Source organism: Peribacillus faecalis (genome assembly GCF_014712675.1).
GTDB classification, from domain to species: domain Bacteria; phylum Bacillota; class Bacilli; order Bacillales; family DSM-1321; genus Bacillus_AD; species Bacillus_AD faecalis.
This window is the reverse complement of the sequence record NZ_JACXSI010000011.1, coordinates 51,904-74,036: the sequence shown is the minus strand read 5'-3', so window position 1 is coordinate 74,036 and position 22,133 is coordinate 51,904. Positions and strand designations below refer to the sequence as shown.

20 protein-coding genes and 1 other annotated feature are annotated in these 22,133 nt (G+C 41.9%); of the genes, 1 reads left to right on the top strand and 19 read right to left on the bottom strand.

All coding sequences use genetic code 11. The annotated features are described in order from the left end of the window. Positions 1 to 28 precede the first annotated feature (28 nt). Positions 29 to 412, top strand: a complete 384-nt coding sequence (locus IEO70_RS05740; protein ID WP_190997409.1) for a TIGR04086 family membrane protein — start codon at positions 29 to 31, stop codon at positions 410 to 412. A 108-nt stretch (positions 413 to 520) separates the two neighbouring features. Here the strand turns inward: IEO70_RS05740 and yajC are convergent, their stop codons facing one another. The 19 genes from yajC to IEO70_RS05645 all read right to left on the bottom strand — a co-directional run bounded on the left by yajC (position 521) and on the right by IEO70_RS05645 (position 22,066). Then, positions 521 to 796, bottom strand: coding sequence for a preprotein translocase subunit YajC (yajC, locus tag IEO70_RS05735; protein ID WP_190997408.1), 276 nt, complete (start codon positions 794 to 796; stop codon positions 521 to 523). A 30-nt stretch (positions 797 to 826) separates the two neighbouring features. After that, positions 827 to 1,966 carry a tRNA guanosine(34) transglycosylase Tgt gene (tgt, locus tag IEO70_RS05730; RefSeq protein ID WP_190997407.1) on the bottom strand — a complete coding sequence of 380 codons (1,140 nt, stop codon included), beginning with the start codon at positions 1,964 to 1,966 and terminating at the stop codon, positions 827 to 829. A 29-nt stretch (positions 1,967 to 1,995) separates the two neighbouring features. Then, positions 1,996 to 3,024 carry a tRNA preQ1(34) S-adenosylmethionine ribosyltransferase-isomerase QueA gene (gene queA, locus IEO70_RS05725; RefSeq protein ID WP_190997406.1) on the bottom strand — a complete coding sequence of 343 codons (1,029 nt, stop codon included), beginning with the start codon at positions 3,022 to 3,024 and terminating at the stop codon, positions 1,996 to 1,998. A gap of 46 nt (positions 3,025 to 3,070) precedes the next feature. Next, complete coding sequence (locus IEO70_RS05720; RefSeq protein ID WP_190997405.1) at positions 3,071 to 3,277, bottom strand: DUF2905 domain-containing protein; 207 nt, start codon at positions 3,275 to 3,277, stop codon at positions 3,071 to 3,073. Continuing rightward, positions 3,274 to 4,272: a Holliday junction branch migration DNA helicase RuvB gene (gene ruvB, locus IEO70_RS05715; RefSeq protein ID WP_190997404.1), complete on the bottom strand. Its 999-nt coding sequence runs from the start codon at positions 4,270 to 4,272 to the stop codon at positions 3,274 to 3,276. Before ruvB ends, IEO70_RS05720 begins: the two co-directional genes overlap by 4 nt. 12 nt (positions 4,273 to 4,284) lie before the next feature. After that, positions 4,285 to 4,890 carry a Holliday junction branch migration protein RuvA gene (gene ruvA / locus IEO70_RS05710; protein WP_190997403.1) on the bottom strand — a complete coding sequence of 202 codons (606 nt, stop codon included), beginning with the start codon at positions 4,888 to 4,890 and terminating at the stop codon, positions 4,285 to 4,287. Between the two features lie 363 nt (positions 4,891 to 5,253). Then, positions 5,254 to 5,766: a BofC C-terminal domain-containing protein gene (locus tag IEO70_RS05705; RefSeq protein WP_190997402.1), complete on the bottom strand. Its 513-nt coding sequence runs from the start codon at positions 5,764 to 5,766 to the stop codon at positions 5,254 to 5,256. 172 nt (positions 5,767 to 5,938) lie between these two features. After that, complete coding sequence (locus IEO70_RS05700; RefSeq protein ID WP_190997401.1) at positions 5,939 to 6,895, bottom strand: phosphotransferase; 957 nt, start codon at positions 6,893 to 6,895, stop codon at positions 5,939 to 5,941. Beyond that, on the bottom strand, positions 6,888 to 8,744 hold the full coding sequence (gene safA / locus IEO70_RS05695) for a SafA/ExsA family spore coat assembly protein (RefSeq protein ID WP_190997400.1): 1,857 nt from the start codon (positions 8,742 to 8,744) through the stop codon (positions 6,888 to 6,890). Before safA ends, IEO70_RS05700 begins: the two co-directional genes overlap by 8 nt. Positions 8,745 to 8,910: 166 nt before the next feature. Further along, on the bottom strand, positions 8,911 to 13,299 hold the full coding sequence (locus tag IEO70_RS05690) for a S8 family peptidase (protein ID WP_190997399.1): 4,389 nt from the start codon (positions 13,297 to 13,299) through the stop codon (positions 8,911 to 8,913). 782 nt (positions 13,300 to 14,081) lie between these two features. Next, positions 14,082 to 15,281: an MFS transporter gene (locus tag IEO70_RS05685; protein ID WP_190997398.1), complete on the bottom strand. Its 1,200-nt coding sequence runs from the start codon at positions 15,279 to 15,281 to the stop codon at positions 14,082 to 14,084. A gap of 100 nt (positions 15,282 to 15,381) precedes the next feature. Next, positions 15,382 to 16,245, bottom strand: coding sequence for a prephenate dehydratase (gene pheA, locus IEO70_RS05680; protein ID WP_190997397.1), 864 nt, complete (start codon positions 16,243 to 16,245; stop codon positions 15,382 to 15,384). A 705-nt stretch (positions 16,246 to 16,950) separates the two neighbouring features. Beyond that, a complete protein-coding gene (locus IEO70_RS05675; protein ID WP_190997396.1) occupies positions 16,951 to 17,403 on the bottom strand; it encodes an ACT domain-containing protein in 453 nt (150 codons plus the stop codon). A gap of 18 nt (positions 17,404 to 17,421) precedes the next feature. Continuing rightward, a complete protein-coding gene (obgE, locus tag IEO70_RS05670) occupies positions 17,422 to 18,714 on the bottom strand; it encodes a GTPase ObgE (protein ID WP_190997395.1) in 1,293 nt (430 codons plus the stop codon). A 56-nt stretch (positions 18,715 to 18,770) separates the two neighbouring features. Next, complete coding sequence (locus IEO70_RS05665) at positions 18,771 to 19,307, bottom strand: Spo0B C-terminal domain-containing protein (RefSeq protein ID WP_190997394.1); 537 nt, start codon at positions 19,305 to 19,307, stop codon at positions 18,771 to 18,773. A gap of 196 nt (positions 19,308 to 19,503) precedes the next feature. Further along, entirely contained in the window at positions 19,504 to 19,794 is a 291-nt protein-coding gene (rpmA, locus tag IEO70_RS05660; RefSeq protein WP_190997393.1) for a 50S ribosomal protein L27, read from the bottom strand. Between the two features lie 12 nt (positions 19,795 to 19,806). Beyond that, positions 19,807 to 20,142: a ribosomal-processing cysteine protease Prp gene (locus IEO70_RS05655; protein WP_190997392.1), complete on the bottom strand. Its 336-nt coding sequence runs from the start codon at positions 20,140 to 20,142 to the stop codon at positions 19,807 to 19,809. Between the two features lie 8 nt (positions 20,143 to 20,150). Further along, complete coding sequence (rplU, locus tag IEO70_RS05650; protein ID WP_190997391.1) at positions 20,151 to 20,459, bottom strand: 50S ribosomal protein L21; 309 nt, start codon at positions 20,457 to 20,459, stop codon at positions 20,151 to 20,153. A gap of 14 nt (positions 20,460 to 20,473) precedes the next feature. Next, positions 20,474 to 20,556: a sequence feature (ribosomal protein L21 leader region), on the bottom strand. Positions 20,557 to 20,647: 91 nt separating this feature from the next. After that, complete coding sequence (locus IEO70_RS05645) at positions 20,648 to 22,066, bottom strand: ribonuclease E/G (protein WP_190997390.1); 1,419 nt, start codon at positions 22,064 to 22,066, stop codon at positions 20,648 to 20,650. Positions 22,067 to 22,133 lie beyond the last annotated feature (67 nt).

Below are 22,133 nucleotides of genomic sequence, written 5' to 3'. Positions count from 1 at the left end.
CTTTAAAATGAAAGGAGTATAGCACATTATGGAAACACGAAAAATGGGATCTGCCATTGTTTATGGCACTGTGAGCATCTTTATATTCGCTATCATTTTCAGCCTATTCTTTTCACTATTATTACGATTTACATCGTTAACCGAATCATCGATTTCGTATTTAATTCTTATTCTCTCTTTTATTTCTATTTTTATCGGGGGCTTAATTTCCGGAGGGAAAGGGAAAAGACAAGGATTGCTGCTTGGAGGCGGCACAGGCTTATTATATACTCTTATCATTTTGGCGTTTCAATACTTAGGATTCGACCAAACCTTCACGGCAAAAGAATGGATTCAGTCATTGTGTTATGTTCTCGTTTGTATGATGGGAGGCGTCCTCGGCGTCAATTTATCCGGGGGAAATCAGAAATAAAGAAAAACAGCTATTTAAGTTCAAAGAAATATGCTTTCTTTAGTGCAATAAAAAACGACTCAGCAGCTGAAATAATTTCACTGCTGAGTCGTCCTTATTATGCAGATATTATTGTGCTGAAGCTTTTTGAGCAACTTCGCGGATCGCTGCACGGTCGTACGTAAGACGGCTTCCATCTCCACATTTAATAACGACAGTACCTTCGTCCATTGCATCGACAAATCCATGAAGACCGCCGATTGTAATAACCTTATCACCTTTTTGCAATTCATTCTGCATTGTTTGAACCGCTTTCTGGCGTTTTTGCTGTGGGCGGATCAATAGGAAATAAAACAGGACAAACATTACTAATAAAGGTGCAATTGTTGCTAATGTATTAGCCATTCCATTCACTCCTTTCAAAGATGTTTATTTTTAGAAATTCTTCGCGTTCGGCTTATTGAAACCATATTGTTCGAAAAACTCTTCTTTGAAGTCGCCAAGACGATCATCCATAATCGCTTGTCGGACTTGCTTCATTAAGTTTAACAGAAAATACAGGTTATGATAAGTAGTTAAACGAATTCCGAATGTTTCATCACAACGAATTAAGTGACGAATGTATGCTCGGCTGTAATTTCGGCATACGTGACACTTACAGTTCGGATCAAGCGGACCGAAATCGCGCGCATATTTTGCATTTTTAACGACAAGTCTTCCTTCGCTTGTCATCAATGTGCCGTTGCGGGCAATACGTGTAGGCAACACGCAGTCGAACATATCGATACCGCGAAGAGCTCCGTCTACTAATGAGTCAGGAGAACCTACACCCATTAGGTAACGAGGCTTGTCGCTCGGTAATAGCGGTGTTGTATACTCAAGCATTCTGTTCATAATGTCCTTCGGCTCACCGACAGACAGACCGCCGATTGCATATCCAGGGAAATCAAGTGATACAAGATCTTTCGCGCTTTGTTTACGTAGCTCTTCAAACTCTCCGCCTTGAACAATACCGAATAAACCTTGATCGTTCGGTCTTGCGTGTGCTTTTAAGCAACGTTCCGCCCATCTTGATGTTCTTTCCACCGATTTTTTCATATATTCGAATGTAGCCGGGAACGGAGGGCATTCATCAAATGCCATCATAATGTCTGACCCTAGCGCATTTTGGATTTCCATCGCTTTTTCAGGAGAAAGGAACAGCTTGTCTCCATTCAGGTGATTTCTGAAATGGACGCCTTCCTCTTCAATTTTGCGGAAATCGCTCAAGCTGAATACTTGGAAACCGCCTGAATCTGTTAAGATCGCACGGTCCCAGTTCATGAATTTGTGAAGCCCACCAGCTTCCTTAATAATTTCATGTCCCGGACGAAGCCATAAGTGATAAGTATTGCTTAAGATGATGCCTGCTCCCAGTTCCTTCAAATCTTCCGGAGACATCGTTTTAACAGTAGCAAGCGTTCCTACAGGCATGAAACAAGGTGTATCGAAAGAGCCGTGCGGCGTGTGCACACGTCCAAGTCGAGCTCCTGTTTGCTTACAAGTTTTTATAAGTTCATAGCGTATTGCAGTCAATAGTTATTCTTCCTTTCTTCTTACAAACCTTAAACAATCAGCATAGCGTCGCCAAAACTAAAGAATCGATAGTTTTTCTCGACAGCCTGATTATATGCGGCTAATACATTTTCTCTGCCCGCAAGCGCGCTGATCAGCATGATTAGCGTCGATTTCGGCAAGTGGAAATTGGTAATCATGCCACTAATCGCTTTAAATTCATAGCCAGGATAAATGAAAATATCCGTCCAGCCGCTTTCTGCACGGAACTGGCCATCATGCTTCGAGGCGATGGTTTCCAACGTTCTCGTTGAAGTTGTTCCGACTGAAATAATACGTCGGCCATTTTGCTTCGTTTCATTCAACAGGGCAGCTGTCTCTTCTGTCATCTGATAATATTCTGAGTGCATCTCATGCTCGTTGATATCATCGACACTTACCGGACGGAACGTACCAAGCCCGACATGAAGCGTAATAAACGCGATATTGACACCCATATTGCGGATATCTTCCAGCAATTGTTTTGTGAAATGCAATCCAGCAGTCGGCGCGGCAGCTGATCCTCTTTCACGAGCATAAACTGTCTGATAACGATCCTTTTCTTCCAATTGCTCTTTAATATATGGAGGAAGCGGCATTGAACCTAGCGCCTCAAGCACTTCATAAAAAATGCCATCATAAGAGAATTTAATTTTTCTTCCTCCATGCTCAAGCTCTTCAGTACATGTCGCTTTCAGCTCTCCATCACCAAAGACAATTGTTGTGCCAACCTTTATACGCTTGGCAGGCTTTACAAGCACTTCCCACGTATCTTCTTCTTCCTGCTTCAGAAGCAGACATTCCACTTTTGCTCCTGTATCTTCTTTAATACCGAACAAACGGGCAGGCAATACCTTTGTATCATTTAAAACGAGACAATCGCCCGGTTTTAAGAACTGCAAAATATCCTTAAAAATATGGTCACTCGTTTCCCCTGTTTCTTTATTTAAAACCATTAAACGGCTTTCTTCTCTATTTGCGAGAGGGGTTTGCGCAATACGCTCCTCCGGTAAATAGAAGTCAAATATATCGACTTTCACCTGATGTCACTTCCTAATTTCCTATTGTAATCTAACGTTACCTATTTTAACGAAATTTGCCGATTATGAACAGTATTGCAGATACTAGTATACTCAATACGATACTTGTCACTATCGGAAAATAAAATGTTGCATTTTCTTTTTTGATGATAATATCACCCGGTAATTTACCGAGTTTGATAAACTGCATGAGAAATCCTAAAACAAAAATGACGCCGCCGACAACCATCAACAATTTCGGCAATGAACTCATTGCGGCATCTCCATTCCGAAATGCTCATAAGCAGAGTATGTCGCCATTCGCCCCCTCGGGGTCCGCTGCAGAAAACCGATTTGCAGTAAGTATGGCTCATACACATCTTCAATCGTTGCGGCTTCTTCACCGATGCTTGCAGCAATCGTTTCGACACCGACAGGTCCACCCTTGAACTTCTCAATAATCCCTTTTAGCAGCTTATGATCGATATGGTCAAGACCTAAACGGTCCACCTGCATCAGCTCTAATGAGTATTGGGCAAGCTCCATCGTAATCTCTCCCGTTCCCTTCACTTGCGCAAAGTCGCGAACGCGTCTGAGCAGGCGATTGGCGATACGAGGTGTTCCCCTTGAGCGCCTAGCAATTTCCAGAGCTGCCGATTCATGCATCTCTGTCTCCAAAATCTCAGCTGTTCTGACAACTATATTTTGCAGCTGATCTTCTGTATAATACTCCAATCTGCATAAAACACCGAACCTGTCTCGAAGCGGAGCACTCAGTGACCCGGCTCGCGTTGTTGCACCAACTAATGTGAAAGGCGGTAAATCAAGTCGGACACTTCTAGCTTCCGGACCTTTCCCAAGCACGATGTCAAGGCAAAAATCCTCCATCGCCGGATATAACACTTCTTCGATTGCTCTTGGCAGACGATGTATTTCATCAATAAATAGCACATCTCCCGGCTGCAATGTCGCCAGTACAGCCGCCAAGTCACCCGGTCTCTCGATTGCCGGACCGGATGTCGTTTTAATATTGACACCCATTTCGTTGGCAATAATCGTAGCCAGCGTTGTTTTACCTAAGCCGGGGGGACCGTAAAGAAGAACATGATCGAGCGTTTCCTGACGCATTTTTGCCGCCTCTATAAAGACTTGCAAATTCTCCTTCACCTTGCTTTGCCCGATATAGTGCTTCAAGCTTTGCGGGCGCAACGTTTGCTCAAAAGTTATTTCTTCTGATTCTGCTTCATATCGAACGATTCTTTCTTCCATACTATCCACCTCCTATTTCAAAAGCAACTGCAGTGCTGCTTTAATATATTCTTCTGTCGTTTTATTTTCTTTCTCGAGCACTTTACGCGCCTTCACGATTTCCCGTTCTGAATAGCCTAAAGCCTTCAGTGCTTCCATTGCCTCTTCCAGTTGTTCATTATTTCCAAAAGCAGTTGTTTCCAATGCATCATTGAACAGATTCGGGAAGTAATCAGGAACAATATTTTCAAGCTTGCCTTTCAAGTCAAGAATCATTTGGCGGGCTGTTTTCTTGCCGACTCCCGGGAATTTGAGCAGGAACTTCTCATCCTCATTCTCGATTGCCTGCACGACAGCCTGTACTTGACCGGATGCCAAAATTGCCAATGCACCTTTCGGACCAATCCCCGTCACATTCAGCAGCTTCTCGAATAATCCTTTTTCTTCTCTTGTTTTAAAACCATATAAAGCCACCAAATCCTCACGCACATAATGAAAGGTGAAAACTGTTTGGACTTTGCCGTCCACAGAAAAAACAAAAGGATTAGGCGTCATTATCCGATACCCGATCCCACCATTCTCTACTACGATGTATTGTGGCGCAATAAATTCTACCGTACCTTTAATATAATCGTACAAACTCTCTCGCTCCTATCTTTGACTGTTAATCATTTTAACATAGTTTATCTAAGAAGTTGAGTAAAACGAGAAAAACCGTCACCGGTCCTTTTTCATTTTTGATTTAACTCCTTGCCACCACCTCAATGAAAAAGGAGCCATGCGGCAGGACTAAGACAAACCGCACGAGAAACCCGATTTTGGTTTCTTGGGAGGGGTGGCTTAGGACCGAGCATGGCAGGTGTAAGGTTGGACAAAGAGAAAAACCGTCACCGGTCTTTGATTTCGCTTAATAATATACTTCATTGTATAGAAAAGGGACTGTTCAGATATTCTGAAAGCCCCTGTCGCCAAACGGTTGTATTTTCTGCGCCTATTTTTGTGCTATGGCTGCCTATACGGTTTAAACGTTTCAAGAACAGCCTGAAACTGGTCTTTATCATTCACTCTAATGCCATCACCAAGCTCCTGTTGCTTCTTTACTTCAAGCATGTCCACATCGATTTGGAAAAATGAGTGGATAACATCCGAATCGGAAGGTCTGCCGTTAAAAATGGATAATACCCCGTCTTCCGTTAATCCGAAGTAACCATTCGTTTTCAGCAATGGAGATATATCATTAATTCGCTTCTGAAAAACAAGCTCCTTATCCGTCTGCTTGACAAGCTCCCAATCTGCATATTGCTGCATCACTTCTTCCGGAGAAGCTGATTCTTTAAAGACGATTTCTTCAGTTAATTCGCCATCCAAAAAAATACTTTGTAGTGTTACTTTGAAAATAGGGATTGCAAGTTCCTCTGCCTGACTAATCTTTACACCTACAGGTATATTGAATAAACACGCCATACAAATCACCGCAGATAAATATAGCTTTTGTCCCATCATAAATTTGCGCATGCTATCACCTCACGGATACATTCTACATCTCATTGTCATAGTCTGCCCAAAATGCAATAAGAAAAACCGGCACCGGTCCTTTTTCATTTAACAAAGAAGCTGACTGAAAGTGAATCTGGCACAAATTCACTTCCAGTCAGCCTCTTTTAATTTCCTGGGTGTTCTATTCAGATTAAAGCAAATCCGTTATTTCTTTATACATTCTTATACGCTTTGAAAAATCCTCAACTGTCAGCAGCCAAACAGAATGGAGATAATTGTTGTTATGGAAATCATTCTCGCGGATTAACCTGTTCCACTCCCTGAAAATATCTGTCGGAAATAGAAGCGCGTAAAGAAAAGCTTTATTATTTTTATATTTTCTCAGCTGCTCGTAACTCCAAAGTTCGGCGCTTCCTGAGATGTCCGGCATAATTCGGTTACTGTATTGCAAAAAATCAATTAAAGGCGGTGCTTTACTTATTAAATCAAAGTCTATTAAATATAGGCTTCCATCTTCTTTATAAAAAAAATTGTGATGGGCCACATCTCCATGAACTATGCAAAGCGGTTCAGCATACAGATCATTTTCGTACTTACGAAGTCCTTTTAGCGAACGCTTCCCCCATTTTAACCAAGTTTGAATAATATCATTTGAGACGTATTTCCTAACAACCCCGGTATTATCTTCAAATTCATCGAAACGGTCTCTCCATTTATCTAATTGATTAAAGCGCGAAACAGGAATACGATCATAAAATTTCTGCGTTGTCCTATGAAACTCTTCAAGCAAATGCAACCCTTCCTCCCTTGAATGTCTTGAAGAATAAGAGAATTTTTTTCTGGAGGAAGGAAGGAATTCAATCCATGCAAATATATAGCCGTCATAAACAAAGGGTTCAAGCTCCTCAATGAAGCGGTATGTTCTCCTAAAACCATTCTCACGCAAAAGTTTTGTTAATTTCCTTTGATTTTCCAGCCTTTTTGAGTTACTGAAGCCTTTCAACAGGAATTTACCGGCACTTGTCTGAGCAATCATTACATTTTCTCTAATTGATTGCAGCTTTCTCAAATCAATTCCAGCTCTTCTTAAACTGGCAGAAGCGTGACTTTCTAAACGCCGTATCCCGCTATAATGTCTGCTACTCATTGCTCTCATCTGCATATCTAGGCAGATCGAAAGCATCCGAATAATTTTTCATCTGACCGATATCTGACGCATAATCATCTTGACCATAGAACGGAGCAGGATTGCCCGCTGGATAGTTCATATGCGGAACAAAGACGTTTGGTTGATTCGGGTTCATTTGCGACTGTGGCATTCCTTGAGGCCACGGCTGCATCGGCATCTGATATGGCATATTACTTTGTGCCTGAGGAACGGCCTGCTGGCTTCCCGTTGGAAGAGAATACATGTTGGCTGTGTTTCCTCCCATTTGAGGCTGCTGCATGTCTGCCGAGCCTCCTGTCATTGGCGAAGAGTTCGTACCTGCTGTATTCATCTCCATTTGAGGAGGATACATGCCTGCTGTATTCATCCCCATTTGAGGAGAGTACATGCCTGCTGTATTCATCCCCATTTGAGGAGGATACATGCCTGCTGTATTCATCCCCATTTGAGGAGGATACATGCTTGCTGTATTCATCCCCATTTGAGGAGGGTACATGTTAGCCTGGTTTTCTCCCATTGGCGGTTGATACATATTATTCGAGCTGCCGCCCATCGGCGCTTGATTATTGCTCATTTGCGGCTGATACGCACTCCCATACTGACCGGCGTTCATCTGAGAATCATTCATCTGGGAATCATTCATCTGAGAATGACTTTCCGCTTTTTGATATTGATCCCATTGTTGCATTTGCGGTTGATAATATTGTGCCGGCTGTGGAGCTGCATTCATCTCCCCTCCCGCTTCAGATGGAAATTTAGGGCCTCCGCAGCCGCAATCTTCTTCTTCCTCTTCCATAATTGGCATATTGGTCATTTCTGTTCCCGCATGAGCTGTTTGATAATAAGTAGGCTGTATCATTTGAGCTGCATGGTGATGACTGCTACTTGATTCGACATGATGATGCATGCCATGAGGAGACATATTTGGAGCCTGCATATTTACTCCCGGATTATATGGCATTCCTCCATAAAAAGGCGCCCACTGCTGTTGATGCATTACCGGCATATACTCGCCGTATTGCCATGATGCCATCTGTGGTTCATGCCAGCTGGAGCTTTCATGATAATGATGATGTTGAGGCATCATCGGCTGCATTTGTACCGGTCCGGGTCCATACATTGGCTGATTCATCAGATGATGCATCGGATACACTGGCGGACAGAATCCTGCACCCGGCATAACAGGCGTAATCGGCACACATCCCTCAGCCATTACCGGATAAGGCTGTATTTGTACTGGCGCTTCTTCTTTTTCTTCCTCTGCAACAATCGGCTTTGCCGCAGGCGCAGGAGCCGGTTCCGGTACAGGCATCGGCGACACAGGCTGTTCTTGCTTCTGTACTGGCGGTGCCTGCGGCTGCATTTGCTGCGGCTTTTGTACCATCATATTTGACATATTCACCATGTAATAATTATTAATATCGACATCAGGAATAATTGGCTGAGGCATTTGCGGTATTACCGGTGCAGGTTGCGGCATTGGCATCGGCTGTTCTTTAATAACTTTCGGCTGTTGCTCAAACATCATCGGTTCCGGTTGTGCAGGTGTGGGTGAAACCATCTCCTTCATTGGCATTTCTTTGATTGGAGAGGCAGTGACACCTGGAATAGGGGCTTCTTTTTTAGAGCCGAAATTGATTTTTGTGTTCGATTGCATTTGTGTATTCTTTGCAGTCCCAGAACTCGGCACCTTAATCTTCATTCCAGGCATGATCATGTCTGGATTACTCAACTGCGAATTGATTTGTTTCAACTCTTCAAATTGCACGCCGTACTTCTGGGCAATTTTCCACAGAGTATCTCCTTTTTGGACAATGTGTATTTTCACGATGTTCCCTCCTATGCAAATGTCCATATATACTATGAAAAACTAGGCAAATTGCTAATATATTTCATAAAAATTTATGTAAAGCCTTTCTAAAATATGATTAAATAAGGCACCTCCAAAAGTCATACTGCCGACTTTTATAGAGGTGCCCTTGATTAAACGGCTGTTATTGCTGGTTAATATAAAGCAGGCCGCTTGCTCTTTGAGTTGTTACATTTTGATAATCATCTGTTACTTTCACTTCAACTTGTGCTCCCGGCGCCACAACATTTCTCGTTGCTGTGTAATAGCCGACATAATGGCCAGGAGATGTTTCTCTCATCGGCAGTTCAAGCGCATTGGCAGGCGCCCCGACAATATTCGTTAACGGCATTAAGATTGAGAATACTGCTTCCAGTCCTGGTTCACTGTCGAATTCAATCTTCACTGTATCACCGCTCAATAAAACTTTATCTTCAGTCGGCACCAGGTTCGTAATTTCCGGAGCTGTAAATTTCACATCAACCGTTACGCTTTCTTCTGTTTCATTGCCGGCTAAATCTGTCGCTTTAACCGTAATTGTATTTAATCCCTCTTCTAGCAAGATTCGCTTACTATATTTTCCATCTTTAACAGTTGCTTTTTCACCATTTACCGTTACTGCGTCTAAATACGCGTCAGTAATCGAACCTGTTACTGTAACAGTTTCACGATTGGACTTCGAACCATCTATAGGAGCAGTAATCGTTAATTCAGGCGCATCTGCATCGTAGATGACCGTTACCGCTTCGGATGTTTCGCTATAGCCGCGTTCTGTTGTGACACGCACCTTAAATGTATTCTCACCTGTGTTCAGCTTGACAGGAGTTGAGAATTTACCTTCTGCATTTGCCGTTACAGTTGCAGCTACTTCATCTCCATGGAAAACTTCCACTGACATATTTGGTGATGTAGCCCCTTCTAAAGTCACTTCTTCTTGATTCGAATATGCACCATTTACCGGTGATGTAATTTGCGGTGCCGATACTTCATAATTAACGATTGCTCGAATCATGTAGTTACCTTCCGCTTCAGGTGACGGTGCCCAAACTCCGCTCACTTCACCCCAGCTGCGTCCGGAAAACTCGCCATCCTCATCAGTTGCTAATCCCGGCGAATTTGGATTTGCTAAAGTTTGTGTATAGACGATATAGAAATCACCATCAACCATAATACCGTGCTCACTTAAGTCAACACGTGTCCATGTGCCGTCACGCTGAGCTTCTGCATCAAATGGTCCTGCGATAAGATTTCCTGGTGATCCATCTGCATTTGCATCATGAACGGATACTTGGAATGCTGTTCCTCCTGGATTTGGCCAACTTGTATCCCAGAAACGAAGCAACGCTCCGGTTACACTCGCTTGCCTTTCTCCCTCTGCCAATGACATTTTCACAGCCCATTTATTTCCTGCTGCGTTATAAGCACGGGCATTTTCTGCTGTGCCATCGTCATAGCCAATTTCACCCTCATAACCAATGAAAGGGTTAAGGGAAATTTCTAAGGTAGAAGTTTCTCCGCCTTCAATTGTCACTTCTGTTTGCGTTCCTGCATAGCCCGGCGCAGTAATTTTCACTGTATAAGAGCCTTCGTAAGCAGTTAAACTGAAGTTTCCTTCTTCATCTGTTGTTACAGGTGCTATAGCAGCATCTTCAACTAGGAAAATGGTAGCTCCTGCAACAGGCTCGCCTGTTTGGGCATTTGTAATTGAACCGGAAACTTGCCCTTGCGGAATTGGCTGCAGAACAAAGTTCGCTGTGCTTGTTCCGTCACGTTCCACTGTTACAGATTGTGTTTGCGATACATAACCATAAGACGAAGCTTGCAAAGTAAACGTTCCGCTTGAGCTGACAAATTGATACGAACCATCCTGAGGATTTGTATAGACTGAACGTCCTGTCTCAAGGACATTAACTTTCGCAGATAGCGGCAGCAATGCTGGAGCAGGTTTATCCGAACTAACTTCCTCTTTTTCTTTCACTTCTTTGAGTGGTACGATTTTATTCGGATCTACTTTCTGTTTTGCTGAAGAACCTGGATTATCCACAACCCCTAGCGCTCCTTTATTGCCGTTAGCCGATTCATTAAGTTTTTCCGTACCTTTTTTTGCATTTCCAGTTGCTTCACTAGGTGTATCTGATAGAGCAACATCATCAATGAACCAGCCAGGTCTTTGAACCGACCCGTCTGTTGTTAAATTAAATTGGATATAAACACGTTGTCCGGCATACTCGCTTAGATCGATTTCTCCATTAACCCACTCGTTTGATAAATCATTGAAACGAGCCAATTGCGTAAAGTTCTCACCATCAGTGGAGATGAATACATGACCGAAATCATAATTTCTCTCCAGGTTATACCATTGTTTGAACTGCAAATAGCTGTTCCCTTCCGGAAGATCAATCGGAGGCATTTGCAGACTCATATTTGCTCTTGCCTCGTAAGTGCCAGACAAGTTTGTCGCAAATACTTTTTCACCAGAGTATGCAGACCCCGGTCCTACAGTCGGAACTCCCCACTTCCAATCAGCCGTTCCAAAACTTGTCCAGCCAATCGGTGTTGACTCAAAATCTTCAAAATAACCTACAGAAATACCGTTTAATAATGCTGCACTATAAACAGGTGTTTCTACAATATTTCCGCCGAAGTCTGTGATGACAAACTTATAATCCACAGAATTACCTGTTAATTCAGATCCCGGCAATGTTGCATTATATGTTCCGGACTTATAATCTCCCGCTGAGCGAACAGCTGGGATTTGCGCCCACGTTCCATCTGCCTTCTTATAAGAAACAACTACAGAATTGACTGATACGTTATCAGCAGCTGTAATTGATAACGGAAGGTCCATTGATTTATAAGACTCTCTTACAGGTTCATGCGTAAAAGTAGGATTTTCATCATCGTCGCCTTCAATTGTTACCGTACCAGCAATCGTTCCAAGTCCGTCTACAATTGAAGCAACCGCAGCATGAGCATCCACTAAACCTGCACCATAACCGTTATTCGGAACAGTCGGATATGTGCTGTCTGTTAATGGTACCGCTGTTTCCGTTATAATTGTTTCAATTTCATCTACAGTCAGGTTTGCATTCAATTGTTTCAATAGCGCTACCACACCTGATACGTGCGGACCTGCCATAGAGGTGCCATTCCAGCCGCCCTCATAGCTGCCTCCAGGAACAGCGGAACGGATATTAACACCCGGTGCGGAAATATCCGGCTTCGACTCACCATATGGAGATGGACCGCGCAATGAGAAAGAAGCAAGTGCATTAGCATTATTTGTCGCTGCTGTAGCAAACGATTCCGGGTAATTTGCAGGTACAGCAATCGAACCTGCTCCTCCAGGATTCGTCAATGTCGTATTGCCTGCTGAGAATTCAGGGAAAATTTCTGCCGCTCTCCAAGCTTGTACCATCGGTCTGAACCATTCATTTAATCCGGGACCGCCACCCCAAGAGTTATTGACAACATCAGGAGCCATTTCAGGGTGTGGTGTTCCGCTCGCATCTTTAGGAGCTAAAATCCACTCGCCAGCCTCCAAAAGATCAGCAGATGTTCCGCCTGACGCTGTAAATGCTTTAACTGCAATCCATTTCGCTCCAGGAGCAACCCCAATCTGGTTACCGCCGTTTGGCTCTGATCCAACCATTGTTCCGGTTACATGTGTTCCGTGACCTTGATCATCATAAGGAGTGCTTCCAGCTCCAGAAGTTGCATCAAACCAGTTGAACTCATGATTTGGCGAATTCGGGTTTGCTGCATTATAGCCACGGTATTTCTCTTTTAATGCCGGATGATCCCATTGCACACCTGTATCAATAGATGCCACAACTGTTCCGGAGCCATCAATGCCCATTGCCCAAGCATCCGGGGCATTCACTTGATTAATATTCCATTCAATTGAATTCGTTTGTTCAGATGTCTCGATTTCTTTCACAGCTTCACCAACAACAGTCGGCTGAATCAAATTGACGCTTTCATTAGGCGTAATCAATTCAACTTCCTCCATCATGGCGACCTGTTGCATAACCTCTTTCGTAGCCGTAACAGCAAGTCCATTTACGATATAAAATGATTGCAAGTCTTTTGCTTTTCCGGCTTCTACCTGTTTCTCCAAATATTCAATGATATTGTATTGCGATTCTGTCGCTGTTGCTCGAAGCTCTGAGACAATAGCCGAACGTTTCTGTATTTCAGCTTCTGCTGCTGTTAATTTTTTTGCAGTTGTTTTCTTTTCTGCCTCTTTAGCTACAGCTACTGTATCTACTTGTTCTTTCATCTTGACGAGAAACGTAACACGGTCCTCTTTATCAAACTTAGACAATAACTCGGAAGATACTTTATTTTTCAACGTTGTATTTAGATCAGCCTTTACGGACGTCGAAATGGCATTTTTCGATAATGCATCCGAACTCACCGCGTGAACTGAACTAAATCCTGATGGGAGGAGCAAACTTGGAATAAGCACAGATGCTGCTATAAGCGATGTTAATTTCTTTTTTCTTTTTCTGCCTTTAGGTTTCGTAAACATTCAGCAACTCTCCCTTCCTTCTTTTTAATAGCTAACCGAAAAATTGTCCCTCCCTTCCTAAAATATCAATCTTGTATAATCATGTTGTTAAAAATAACTATACAAACAAACAATAGACTTTTAATGTAGAAAAATGTCGCATTTTTAAGGGTACTATTAAAAATAAATAAAAAGGAGGAGATTTTTGCCGGATGTCAAACATTAATGCAGTAAATTCCCCTGCTGTTGGAGAGGTTGAATGTTAGTGTTCTGTATAGCTGAATGCTATTTCTTTTTTTAATCAGTACGATATTTAAGTTTTTGAATATTCAGTCAAACAGAGAGATTTTGCAAAAATAAGGCTAAATTCACCCCTGCTTTTGTCAGGTTTTGTAGAGAGTGATTGACTGTCAAAAAAATAAGAAGGAATAGCCATAAAAACAAGGCTTTAGGACAGAAGATGCACAATGATTTTATATATAAAATTAAACTCTTGTATTTTGCTAACATTCCGATATATTTAGCCAAGATCGGGCAGTAAGTATGCCTATGCCCTTTTTCATATAAAAACTTTAGCCGGTAATCGAATTTGGTCGAATTCGTGCATTTCGAGTCAAACTAACCTCTGCATCTGTCATTGAAATTAATCAAAATAGTCTAATCGAAAGATAAATTAATGAGTACGCAGTAGCAGTTATAAGGTTAGACAGCTACCTGTGTTTAAAATCTTATACTTATATAATGCAAAAAAGGACTGAGAGCGGCTAATCCGCAATCAATCCTTTGTTATTTACTAGTAATCTTTATGCTGAAACTTGCTGCTCAACAACAATCGTTCTCTTTCTAAATGAGAAAACGAAAAGAGCATTCACAAGCAGCAACGTGCTCGACACGATGAAAACGACAGGCAATCCGAAACTCCCCCCGATTATGCCGCCTATAATCGGACCTGCTACACCGCCCATATATTGAAATGTTTGATTATAGCCGTACGCTTTTCCCAAAATTGCATCCGGTACCCGTTTCTTCAACAACGAATTCACAGCAGGAAGCAGTCCGCCTAATCCAAAACCAAGAAGGAAGCGCAACACAATCAGCACCCATATATTAGAAACAAAAGCATGACAAGCGATAAGTACAGCAACCGCCGCTAAACAGACATTCAGCACTCTTTGCGGGCCGATGCGATCTCCCAACTTACCTAAGTACGGTGCTGATATCATGTTTGATACTCCAGAAATAGCTGTTACAATCCCCGCCAACAAGGATATATACATCACCGGTCCGCCTAAACTTTCCACATATAATGTTAAAATCGGCTGCATCGACATCATCGCCGACTGCAATATGAACGTTGTCACAAAAATTGATAACGTCAAACCCCAAAATTCCTTGTTGCTTACTGTCACGGTATTGATTGATTTTTTCTTTCTTTTTTCCGCGGATGAAGTTTCAACTAAAAATAAAGAAACGATAAAAGAGATTAGCAACAAAGCTCCGGTAATCCAAAATACTTGCCGAAACCCGACGAGATCAGCCAATAAACCGCCAATGACAGGACCGATTAATGTTCCGGCTACTCCTCCTGTCGATAATAATCCTAGAGCGCGTCCGCTTTCTTCATCAGGTGTTTGCGATGCTACCAATATGACAGCAGCCGGGATAAATCCGGCAATAGCTCCCATTAAAAATCGAAGCAAAACAAGTTGGAAAGCGCTCGTCGCAAAACCGATCATCATCATAATAATCGACATGCCGAGACTTGCGCGAAGCAGCATCGGTTTACGTCCAAATCGATCGGAAAGCTTACCCCAAATCGGTGAAAAGATTGCCGCTGTCAGGAACGTGCTGCTGAATGCCAAGCTCGACCAAATTTCAATATGATTTGTTTCCCCAAGTTCAGTAATGTACAAAGGCAAAAAAGGAATGACTAAATTCATTCCTGCTGCCGTTAAAAATGAGCCTATCCAACAAAGGTAAAGATTTCGTTTCCAAGTTTGCACTAAAAGGCCTTCTTTCGTATCCCGAAATATATTGTCAATTATCATTCTATTACAGTTGGACGATAATTATCAATAAACATATCTTGGTGATAAGCTTGTACTAGCTTTGAAGACCTTTAATCGAAAAGCTTTGATAACTACCTAAAATTGATACTTTGCAGCCTAACGCTTCTAGCTCTTGAATTGTACCTGGAATTAATACTTCATCCAATTCCATCTCCACATCGACAAGGAAGAAATATTTCCCTAAACCAGTCTTCATTGGACGCGATTCAATTTTTGACAAATTAAGCTTACGCCAAGCAAAAGCCGACAACACAGTATGCAGCATTCCCGGATGATTTTCCGGCAACTCGATCATCAGCGTCGTTTTTTTGCCGTTAATAGAGCAGTCCGTTTCCGGAAACTCTACAGGCTTTTTGGAAACAACAATGAAACGTGTTGTATTATGTGAATAATCATGTATATTAGGACGGACAATATCCAGGCCATATTCTTTAGCGGCAAGTTCGCTTGCAATCGCTGCTATATTCAATTGCGGATTTTCTTTTACAAATTGAGCCGCAGCTGCTGTCGAAGTCATCCGGTCGCTAGGCACACCCTTTAATTCATGATGAAGAAACTTGTGACATTGAGCAATCGCATGCGAATGTGAATAAACGCAGCTGACTCTTCTCCAATTATCTCGATTATGAGGATGAACCATAAAATGCTGCTGAATCGGTGTATTAATCTCTCCTTGAATCGGCAGCTTTACTTCATGCACTAAATAATCCAATGTAATCGTAACCGACCCTTCCAACGCATTTTCCAAAGGGACGACTGCTACATCGGCCTGATCGGCCATGACCGCATCCAAACATTCCGGAATTGTCATCATCGGTACAATCTCTTCATTTGGGAAAGCTTTCACTACAGTAAAATGATTAAAGGTCGCTTTCGGACCTAAATGTACTACTTTCACTACAACCCCTCCAGCATTTATAAAACATGTATTGCTTTATGTTAGGTTATTTTTTGAATTTTTACAATATAATAAATCAGATTTTATGAACAGTAATATTTAGCAACGTTATATCTCTTTATTTGAACCACTTTAAATGAGCGTGTTGATTTCCGTTACGGACGGGCGCTTTCCGCTCATCGTAAACCAAGCCTCCTCGTCGCTTAACGCTCCTGTGGGGTCTCGGCTGTCACGCTCATCTGAGCAGGAGTCGCCGTCCTTCACTCCAATCAACAAAATATGCTCAGTCAATATCTGGATGAGTTTGCACATAACCTATATTTTAAAAAAGCTCTATAATCATTGCTGCTAACATAATAAAAAGCCGAGAAATTCATTTAAAAAAAATGATTTCGTCGGCTTTTTTACACTATAGAAAAGTATAAATTGGCATCATGGTGGAAGATTCAGCGTAGTAGCCAATTTTAAGTTTATAGTATAAGTGCAACTAGACCTTTGCCTGCACCTTATCAGGCTTGTCAAAGGCAAGTTTTCTTTACACTATAAGTATATAAATTGGCAACGAGGTGGAAGATTCAGCATAGTAGCCAATTTTAAGTTTATAGTATAAGTGCAACTAGACCTTTGCCTGCGCCTTATCAGGCTTGTCAAAGGCAAGTTTTCTTTATAAGAGTATTGGCCAGGCTGTGAAAAACATGATGCTGGTTAGGCTCCTGAACCTAGCACTTCTACTTTGTTCACAAATTCCAGCTTCTTCAGTTCAGACAGCAGTCCGTCCAGATCCGTGTTCATCGAACTGACATTTAGGGATAGCGTCACATTTGCCCTTCCTTCAATCGGTATCGTCTGATGAATCGTCAGCACGTTACAGCCTGCATTTGCGACAATCGTCAACAAATTAGACAATGCTCCCGAGCGATCTTCAAGATGGAAAAACAGTGTTATAATTTTTTCTTTTACAATTGTATGAAAAGGAAAAACCGTATCACGATATTTATAAAAAGCGCTTCGGCTTAAATCAACCTTCTGTACGGCTTCCCAAACAGACTCCGCTTTTCCTCGTTGAATCAGTTCTTTCGCTTCCAATGTTTTTTGCATAGCTTCAGGCAAAACATCTTCACGAACTAAATAATATTTATGATCGCTGCTTTTTTTCAAAGTATTCACCCCAAAAAATTACTCTACAAATTCAAACTCAAATTCGCAGATCTTCACGATGTCTCCATCTTTCGCACCGCGTTCGCGCAGAGCATCGTCCACACCATATGAACGAAGCTGTCTAGCGAATCGCGCAACAGATGCGTCACGATTGAAGTCTGTCATTACGAACAATCTTTCAATCTTATCGCCGGATACAACGAAACGACCGTCCGGTTCGCGTGAGATTTCGAATTCTTTCGTATCATCTTCGAATTTGTACATAACACGATGGATACCTGCTTGTTCTTCCAACTCATGATCAAGCGGGAATTCCGGTGTATTCTCTAGCTGGTCAGCAACAGCGAACAACAATTCGCGAACACCCTCGCGAGTGAATGAGGAAATCGGGAAGATTTGCATATCTTCGCCTACTTTTTCTCTGAAGGCTTTTAAGTTCTCTTCCGCATCAGGCATATCCATTTTATTGGCCGCAATAATTTGCGGTCTCTCTGTCAAACGCAAGTTGTACTCTTTCAATTCGTTATTGATTGTTACGTAGTCTTCATAAGGATCTCTTCCTTCAAGTCCTGACATATCAATGACATGAACGATAACCCTTGTTCTTTCAATATGACGAAGGAATTGATGTCCTAAGCCGACACCTTCTGAAGCACCTTCAATCAGACCAGGCAAGTCCGCCATAACAAAGCTTCTGTTGTCTTCAGTAGATACAACACCCAAATTCGGAACGATTGTTGTGAAGTGATATTCAGCGATTTTAGGTCTGGCTGCTGAAACAACAGATAACAACGTTGATTTACCGACACTCGGGAAACCAACTAAGCCAACGTCCGCCAACAGTTTCAGCTCAAGAACAACATCACGCTCTTGACCCGGTTCACCATTTTCAGCAATTTCCGGTGCTGGATTGGCTGGAGTCGCAAATCGGCAATTGCCTCGGCCTCCGCGTCCTCCTTTAGCGATTACTGCTGTTTGCCCATGCTCAACTAAATCCGCGATAATTTCATTTGTTTTCTCGTCACGCACGATTGTGCCGGGCGGAACTTTTACAATTAAGTCCTCGGCATTTTTACCATGCATTCCTTTTGACATACCGTGAACACCACGATCTGCTTTAAAATGTCTTTTAAATCGGAAATCAACAAGCGTACGCAATCCTTCTTCTACCTGGAATACGACGTCTGCTCCTTTACCGCCGTCTCCACCTGCAGGACCGCCATTCGGAACATATTTTTCTCGGCGAAACGCTACCATACCGTTACCGCCATCTCCGCCTTTCACATATATCTTCACTTGATCAACGAACATATAATCACTTCCTCTTTTGTATACTTCTTTTGTTGTCCTCTATGTAGCCGAAGTTATCATTCACACTTCCACTCTATATCAAACACTAACTCTTCTGTTGTGCATTCATTTATACATATAGTTGCAGCTGTCGGACATTCACGCAAAAATGGCGCAATTAAATCTTTATTCATTATCTTTCCCCTTAAATCAAAGGTAAAACGGATACTCTCATCCTTTTCATAAATAACAGCCTTTAATTCGTTAGCGACAACCGGGTCAAGAGACTGACATAAACAGCCAATAAAAGATAGCGTCCAATCATACATTTTCTGATCAATTAACGGACAGCCTCTTTTAGCTTCTAATATTTCATATTCAAACGCAAACGGCAATCCTCGCCAATTAAGCGTAATGAGAAGCTCAGCCATTTTCGGCATATGCAAATTGGAAAGTTGGGCTTCATTTTTAGATTCCATTATAAAAGCTTCAATTATTCCTTTTACCTCATCTACTTTGCCTAATTCCAGGTTACCTTTAATCAGCTGTACTTTATTCAGCCAATCATGCCGACAATACTTTAAAATCTCAATAATGTCCCATTTTTTCTCCATAAAAATGAATCTCCCAATACACATCAATTTTTGCTGAGAATTACATGCTACCCCATTGTTTTTATCGTATACGAACAGTATAACAGAAAAGAATAAATATGGATGAGTAATCTAACGGGGAATTTATGTGGAACATCATTTTGAAGGCCCATAATGAATAAAACCCTAACCTAAGGTTAGGGTTTTATTGAAAGCATTAAGCTTCTTGTGCAACTGGATACACGCTTACTTTTTTGCGATCACGACCGAAACGCTCGAAACGAACTTGACCGTCTACTTTCGCATATAAAGTATCATCTCCACCGCGTCCTACGTTTTCACCTGGATAGATTTTAGTACCGCGTTGACGGTAAAGAATTGAACCACCAGATACGAATTCGCCGTCACCAGCTTTAGCGCCAAGGCGTTTAGCTTGTGAGTCACGACCGTTCTTTGTAGAACCTACTCCCTTTTTAGAAGCAAAGAACTGAAGATCTAATCTTAACATTTGTTCCACCTCCTACTTGTTGAGGTTAATTTTTATATATTTGCCATAGTCTCGTTCGATTGTCTGTAAAGAAATAAGCATTGCCTCAAGAAGAAGCTGCACTTTTTCTTCCGATTCTGCTGATAAATCAGCCGGAATCTGACAGTGGAGAAAGCCACCTTTTCCGGACATATCAATAACTGGCTTCACATCAGTCAAGCTCATAATACTATTGACTGTACCGAAAGAAACAGCTGACGCCCCTGCACATACAATGTCAGAACCGTGTTTTGCAAAATTAGCATGACCACTCATTGTGAAAGATTGAATCTTTCCATCTTGAGTATAATCAAATTTTACAGTAATCATCGTGAACCTTACGCGTTGATTGCTTCAATAACAACTTTAGTGTATGGTTGACGGTGACCTTGTTTTTTACGGTAGTTTTTCTTCGCTTTGTATTTGAAAACGATGATTTTCTTTTGTTTGCCTTGTTTTTCAACTTTACCTGTTACAGTAACGCCTTCAACAGTTGGGCTACCAACTTTCACGTTTTCTCCACCTACGAATAAAACTTTATCAAATGTAACAGTTTCGCCTGCTTCTGCGTTTAGTTTTTCAACGTAAACTACATCACCAGCTGCTACTTTGATTTGCTTACCACCAGTTTCGATAATTGCGTACATACTTGCACCTCCTCATATTTGTTAAGACTCGCCGTCAAAGGTGATTTACAGTATTGTAAATACTCTAGTAACCTAATCAGTGCGGTTGTAGCTTTTTTTGGTGCGCTACAAACATAACAAATGAATGGTATCATGAAATCTTACTGCATGTCAATATCTTTTGCGCGAAGGCCATTTATTCTGTTCTCTCAATTCAGCTGTTTAATATGATAGTACGGCTTTTCTGCCTCAATTATTTGAAACTCAATGCCAAGACCGATATTTTCTTCAAGCTTTTGTTTATAGACAGCATTTTCCCCTGAATACCAAATGAGCACATCTTTTGTCACTTCAACAATTGCTTGTGAATAATCGCTCTGGCGATATTGCATAAGCTCGCGTTCTAAACGAAAAGCTGCCGATTGCGCACTTTCAACTCTGCCAAGCCCTTCACAAGTAGGACAAACCGACGTTGTCGATTGGAGAAGTGAACCTGATTGCACCTTTCTTGTCAGCTGCAAGACGCCTAATTCGGTGAATCCAATCACCTGAATCGTCTGTTTATCCCGCTTAGCACAAGCTGCCACTTCCTGCACAATCCGCTTTTGCCCTGCCGAGTTGGAACAATTAATAAAGTCAATCAAAATGATACCGCTTATGTTGCGGAGCTTGATTTGCTTCATTGCTTCGATTGCTGCCAATCGGTTTGTTTCAGCAATTGTTCTTTCTTTATCTTGCTTGCCCGTGAACTTCCCGGTATTGACATCAATCGTCGTCATCGCTTCGCCTTCCTCGATGACCAAAAAGCTGCCGTTTGGGAGCCAGACGATACGCTTGTACAGCTTGTTTAATTGATCATCAATATTCCAGCGGGAGAAAATATTTTCTTTATCCCGTTCATATTTCAGCTCCCAATCTGCTGTAGTTTCTTTTTGCAGTTGCTGATAGAACGCATAATCATCGACATAAATGCTGCCTGAACCGAATTTCATTTCGTCCTTCAATTTTGAGAGCAAGTGATTTTTTTTATAAAGCAAAACAGGGGACTTCGCTGTTATCAGCTGCTTTTGCCATTCTTGATAGACATTTCGGCATTGCTCCAATTCCCCGATAAAAAACGCTTCATCCTTTTCATTCATTTCCGTACGGATAAGCATTCCTTCATTGTCTTCACGATGTTTCTCCGCCAGCATTCTCCAACGCTCTCTATCAGCATCAGCCAACTTTTTTGATACGGCAATATGTTTTTGCCCGTAACTGTATACAAAGCTTGGCGTAGATACTTCAATGATTCCGGTCACTCTTGCTCCCTTATGCTCTGTTTCATCACGGATTACTTGGATCAGCAGTTTTTCACCTTGCGTCACCAGTTGATTGATTGGTGTCTCTTTTCCTTTGCCGATTGCCGACAATAAATCACCTTTATGTAAAAAGCCGTTTTTTTGCCGGCCAAAATTGACGAAAGCAGCGTCCATTCCAGGCACAAGCTTTTCAATCCGCCCTACATAGACATTGCCGACAAGACTTTCTTCCGATTCATTATACAATACAATTTGCTCGAGCTTATCTTGTTCAAGCACTGCAAATCGCTGTTCTCTCGATAATAAGTTGACGATGATATTTTTCATAAAAAAAATCCTTCCCTCCAAAAACGGATGCCAAAACACCACGGACGTTTTCTGAAGAAAGAATAAC

Coding starts and splice junctions, on each gene's coding strand:
- rplU (WP_190997391.1), bottom strand. CDS start 20,459: ATGTACGCAATTATCGAAACTGGTGGTAAGCAAATCAAAGTAGCAGCT.
- rpmA (WP_190997393.1), bottom strand. CDS start 19,794: ATGTTAAGATTAGATCTTCAGTTCTTTGCTTCTAAAAAGGGAGTAGGT.
- IEO70_RS05700 (WP_190997401.1), bottom strand. CDS start 6,895: ATGAGTAGCAGACATTATAGCGGGATACGGCGTTTAGAAAGTCACGCT.
- IEO70_RS05740 (WP_190997409.1), top strand. CDS start 29: ATGGAAACACGAAAAATGGGATCTGCCATTGTTTATGGCACTGTGAGC.
- ruvB (WP_190997404.1), bottom strand. CDS start 4,272: ATGGAAGAAAGAATCGTTCGATATGAAGCAGAATCAGAAGAAATAACT.
- IEO70_RS05655 (WP_190997392.1), bottom strand. CDS start 20,142: ATGATTACTGTAAAATTTGATTATACTCAAGATGGAAAGATTCAATCT.
- yajC (WP_190997408.1), bottom strand. CDS start 796: ATGGCTAATACATTAGCAACAATTGCACCTTTATTAGTAATGTTTGTC.
- IEO70_RS05645 (WP_190997390.1), bottom strand. CDS start 22,066: ATGAAAAATATCATCGTCAACTTATTATCGAGAGAACAGCGATTTGCA.
- IEO70_RS05705 (WP_190997402.1), bottom strand. CDS start 5,766: ATGCGCAAATTTATGATGGGACAAAAGCTATATTTATCTGCGGTGATT.
- IEO70_RS05720 (WP_190997405.1), bottom strand. CDS start 3,277: ATGAGTTCATTGCCGAAATTGTTGATGGTTGTCGGCGGCGTCATTTTT.
- IEO70_RS05690 (WP_190997399.1), bottom strand. CDS start 13,299: ATGTTTACGAAACCTAAAGGCAGAAAAAGAAAAAAGAAATTAACATCG.
- obgE (WP_190997395.1), bottom strand. CDS start 18,714: ATGTTCGTTGATCAAGTGAAGATATATGTGAAAGGCGGAGATGGCGGT.
- IEO70_RS05665 (WP_190997394.1), bottom strand. CDS start 19,307: ATGGAGAAAAAATGGGACATTATTGAGATTTTAAAGTATTGTCGGCAT.